The organism is Polaromonas sp. P1_G2, assembly GCF_056405515.1.
In genome coordinates this window covers 1-4,121 of record NZ_JBFUBY010000412.1, presented here as the reverse complement: position 1 = coordinate 4,121, position 4,121 = coordinate 1, and the positions used below count along the sequence as shown (strand labels likewise).

At 66.1% G+C, this 4,121-nt stretch carries 5 protein-coding genes and 1 pseudogene; 1 reads left to right on the top strand and 5 read right to left on the bottom strand.

Going from position 1 to position 4,121, the window contains the following annotated elements; all coding sequences use genetic code 11:
• Positions 1-129: 129 nt before the first annotated feature.
• The 5 genes and pseudogenes from kdsB to AC1D0P_RS24425 all read right to left on the bottom strand — a co-directional run bounded on the left by kdsB (position 130) and on the right by AC1D0P_RS24425 (position 2,918).
• Positions 130-888, bottom strand: coding sequence for a 3-deoxy-manno-octulosonate cytidylyltransferase (kdsB, locus tag AC1D0P_RS24445; protein WP_477679101.1), 759 nt, complete (start codon positions 886-888; stop codon positions 130-132).
• Positions 885-1,067 carry a Trm112 family protein gene (locus tag AC1D0P_RS24440; RefSeq protein ID WP_477651974.1) on the bottom strand — a complete coding sequence of 61 codons (183 nt, stop codon included), beginning with the start codon at positions 1,065-1,067 and terminating at the stop codon, positions 885-887. Before AC1D0P_RS24440 ends, kdsB begins: the two co-directional genes overlap by 4 nt.
• Positions 1,048-1,804 (bottom strand): annotated as a pseudogene (locus tag AC1D0P_RS24435) (tetraacyldisaccharide 4'-kinase). The gene AC1D0P_RS24440 and the pseudogene AC1D0P_RS24435 overlap by 20 nt, the downstream one beginning before the upstream one ends.
• 50 nt (positions 1,805-1,854) lie before the next feature.
• Positions 1,855-2,283, bottom strand: coding sequence for an ExbD/TolR family protein (locus tag AC1D0P_RS24430; RefSeq protein ID WP_477679100.1), 429 nt, complete (start codon positions 2,281-2,283; stop codon positions 1,855-1,857).
• Positions 2,280-2,918: a MotA/TolQ/ExbB proton channel family protein gene (locus AC1D0P_RS24425; protein WP_477679099.1), complete on the bottom strand. Its 639-nt coding sequence runs from the start codon at positions 2,916-2,918 to the stop codon at positions 2,280-2,282. Before AC1D0P_RS24425 ends, AC1D0P_RS24430 begins: the two co-directional genes overlap by 4 nt.
• 344 nt (positions 2,919-3,262) lie before the next feature.
• On the opposite strand from AC1D0P_RS24425, the gene xseA reads away from it, so the two are divergent.
• Positions 3,263-4,121: exodeoxyribonuclease VII large subunit (gene xseA / locus AC1D0P_RS24420; protein WP_477679098.1), on the top strand; the 859-nt coding region annotated here is incomplete at its 3' end.

Genomic DNA, 4,121 nt, shown 5'->3' with positions numbered 1-4,121 from the left:
GGGTTGCTTGGGGCAGGTGTGAAGGGTTGCCAGCGCGTCCTGCAGGCCTTCCACTTGCGTTTTTCCCAAGGATAGCATGCACCCCTGACAGCACCTTACAGGCAAGGGCTTCCCGGCGGGAAGGCGCGCTCAGGTAAACAGCTTGCGGGCGCGGTCCAGGTCTTCTGCGGTGTCGACGCCCGGGCCGGGCGCGTCGTCGGTGATGTGCACGGCGATGCGGTGGCCATGCCACAGGGCGCGCAGCTGCTCCAGTTGCTCGAGCTGCTCCAGCGGCGCCTGGGGAAGGCGGGGAAACTCCCGCAGAAAACCCACGCGGTAGCCGTAGATGCCTACATGGCGCAGCGGCTTGGGCAGCGTGCTGCCGGTTTCCCACCAGGCCTGGCCGGCGAAGTCGCGGCCCGCCGGAATCGGTGAGCGGCTGAAGTAGAGCGCGGTGTGGCGGGCATCCAGCACCACCTTGACCACGTTCGGGTTCTGCAGGTCGGCCAGCTGGCCTATGGGGTGCGCCGCAGTGCTCATGGCGCAGTCGAGCCGTTCGTTGAGCAGGCTCGCCACGGCGTTGATCAGCGCCGGGGCTATCAGCGGCTCGTCGCCCTGGACGTTGACCACGATGTCCTCATCCGCCAGGCCCAGCACGCCGCAGGCTTCGGCCAGCCGGTCGCTGCCGCTGGGGTGGTCGACGCGGGTCAGCACGGCCGAGACGCCGAAGGACGCGCATCTTTCAATGATTTCCTGGCTGTCGGTTGCGACGACGGTGCGCAAGGCCGCGCTTTGCATGGCGCGCTGGGCAACGCGCACAACCATGGGGGCGCCGCCTATGTCGGCCAGCGGCTTGTTGGGAAGGCGGGTGGAGGCCAGCCGGGCCGGGATCAGGACAGTGAAGCTCACAGGCCCAGCTCTTCGTCGGTCATGGTGCGTGCTTCGCTTTCCAGCAGCACGGGCAGGCCGTCGCGCACGGGGTAAGCCAGCCGGGCGCTGCGGGAGAGCAGTTCCTGTTTTTCCCGGTCGTAGTCAAGCGGGCCTTTGGTCACGGGGCAGACCAGCAATTCAAGCAGTTTGGTGTCCATGTTTCGATGGTAATGGAGAAAGCAGGGGCGCCAGCAGTGCGTCAAAGGCGGCGAAAAAGGCCGGTTCAGGCGAAAACACCAGGGGCACGGCCAGCAGGTCCAACCCGGCGGCGCCCGGCAGGGCAAACAGCTTGACGGCGTCCTTTTCGGTGCACAGCACGGTCCGGCCTCGCAGCCCAGCCAGGTCGGCCTCGCTGAAGACATGGTGGTCGGGCAGGGTGATGGTGGCTTCCAGCGTCAGGCCGCGGTCCTCCAGCATGCCGAAAAACGCCTGTGGATTGGCGATGCCCGCCAGCGCCGTCACCGGCCGGCCGCGCAAGCCGGCCAGCGCGACCCGGTCGCCGCCGGGTGACCAGGCGTCTTCCGCCAGTTGCCGGCTGGAGGTGAAGCCTTCGAAGGCGGGTTTTTGCCCGGTATGGAGCACAAGGTCCAGGCCATGACGTTTGCGCCCGGGCCAGGGTTCGCGCAGCGGGCCGGCCGGCAGCAGCCAGCCCCGCAATATGCCGCGCCTGGAGATGCCTGACAAGGGCGATTACCAAGGGGGTTTTGCCGGCCCCGCCGGCGACCACATTGCCGACCACCACAACGGGAACCTTGAAACGCTCGGACCGCAGGAGGCCGTGGCGGTACAGGGCCCGGCGCAGGCGCACCAGCAGGCCGTATAGCTGAGCCAGCGGCCAGAGCAGGCATGCCAGCGCCCCACGGGTGAGCCAGGCGTTCTGCAGAAGGTGTTTCACGGCCGTTTCGCGGGGGAGGGCGGCTGTTGCGGCCGGGAGTGGCCAGGGGCTTATTTCGCCCCGCCCATCGCGGCGCTCTGTGTGGCAAAAGTGATTTGTGTGAGGCCCTGGCGGCGCGCCGCCTCCATGACGGTGATGACCGCCTGGTGCGTGGCGCTGGCGTCGGCACTGATGATGATGACGCTCTCCTTGCCAGCCTTGGCCGCCTCGGCCAGCGCGGTGCCCAGCGCCTCGATGCCGCGGCCTTCGACCAGGGTCTTGTTCACCATGTAGCGGCCGTCGCTGCTCACCGCGACAATGACTTCCTTGGGATAGTCGCGTTGCTGCTCGGCGTCGGCTACCGGCAACTTGACCTGGAGCTCGGTGAACTTGCTGTAGGTGGTGGACAGCATCAGGAAGATCAGCACCACGAGCAGCACGTCGATGAAGGGGATCAGGTTGATCTCCGGTTCGTCGTGGGGATGCGGGCGGAAGTTCATTTGCGGAGAGTATTGAGGTGGCGGACGAAGCGCTCGGCGGCCAGTTCCATGCTCAGCAGGTAGCCATCCACGCGGGCCCGGAAATAGCGCCAGAAGATCAGCGCTGGAATGGCCACCATCAGGCCGAAAGCCGTGTTGTAGAGCGCGATCGAAATACCGTGCGCCAGCTGCGCCGGGTTGCCGCCGGTCGCGCCGCCGACACCGCCGCCGCCCGCCTGGGAGCCGAAGATTYCAATCATGCCGATCACCGTGCCCAGCAGGCCCAGCAGCGGGGCGGCGGAGGCGATGGTCGCCAGGGCCGCGAGGTAGCGCTCCAGCTTGTGCGCCGCCTGGCGCCCGGCGCCTTCGAGGATGGAGCGCAGATCGTCCTCGCTGATGCGTGGGTTGGTGTTCAGCGCGCGAAAGCCGCTGGCCAATACTTCACCGAGCACCGAGTTCTGCTCGAGCTGCGCGACGACGTCGGGCGAAGGAATGGACGCGCGGGAGACGGTGATGGCTTCGTCAAGCAGCTTGGGGGGCGCGACTTTGCGGATTTTGAGGCTGGTGAAACGCTCGATAACCAGGGCGAGAGCCAAGACGGAACAGGCAACCAAGGGCCAGATCGGCCAGCCTGCGGCTTGTATGATCGAAAACAATGCACATCTCCAAGCAGATAATTTGTGGTGGATTATGGCTTACAGATACTGCAGCGCCGCGCGATGCGCGGCGCATCCACCACGAATGTTTTCAATATCCGGTTTTTGTCAGACGTAGCCCACAGAAGTTGTGGATAACTTTGTGAGCAAGTGAGGGCGGTGCGCCCGCCAAGCCGCGTCAAATCGTGAATATGACAAAACGATGAAAATTTGAGCAGAATTAAGTTATTCAAAATCAATGAGTTACACGAATTTATCGCGTCATCCGCAGGGAACAGGGTCTTTCACCCATGCGGGACGGCGCTCTGTGGAGTACTGCCCCCGCGAAATCAAGGGGTTTGGCCGTGTTTGAGCCAGCGGCGCGTCCCGAGAGGCCGTTTCCGGCCGGACGCGAGGCGGGTGTGCGTATCTGGCCGGTGGGCTCCCTGCTGCGCGCGATTGCGGACAGCCTGGAGGCGCGCTTCAACCCGGTAGCGGTGCAGGGCGAAATCAGCGGGTTTTCGCGGGCGGCCAGCGGCCATTGCTATTTTTCCCTCAAGGATGAGCAGGGCCAGATCCGCTGCGCCATGTTTCGCCGCGCGGCCGGTTTGCTCGATTTCGCCCCGCGGGACGGCCAACTGGTGGAGCTGCGCGGCCGCTTGGGCGTGTATGAACCGCGCGGCGAGCTGCAGTTGGTGGTGGAATCCATGCGTCAGGCCGGGCAGGGCAACCTGTTCGAGCAGTTCCTGCAGCTCAAGGCCAAGCTGGAGGCTGAGGGCCTTTTCGAGCAGGGCCGCAAGCGCCCCTTGCCCCTGTTGCCGCGTGCGATCGGCGTCGTCACCTCGCTGGGCGCCGCGGCCCTGCATGACGTGGTGAGCGCGCTGCAGCGGCGTGTGCCGCACATCCCCGTGGTGGTCTACCCGGCCAGCGTGCAGGGCGCGCAGGCTGCGGGCGAATTGCGCGAGGCCCTCCATAAGGCCTACCAGAGGCGCGCCCAGGACCGGGTTGACGTCCTGCTGCTGGTGCGCGGCGGCGGCGCTATGGAAGACTTGTGGGCCTTCAATGACGAACAGCTCGCGCGGGCCATCGTGGCCTCGCCGGTGCCGGTGGTCAGCGGCGTGGGCCATGAAACCGACTTCACCATCGCCGACTTTTGCGCCGACGTGCGCGCGCCGACGCCCACCGCTGCTGCCGAGCTGTGCGCGCAGCCGCAAAGCACCTGGC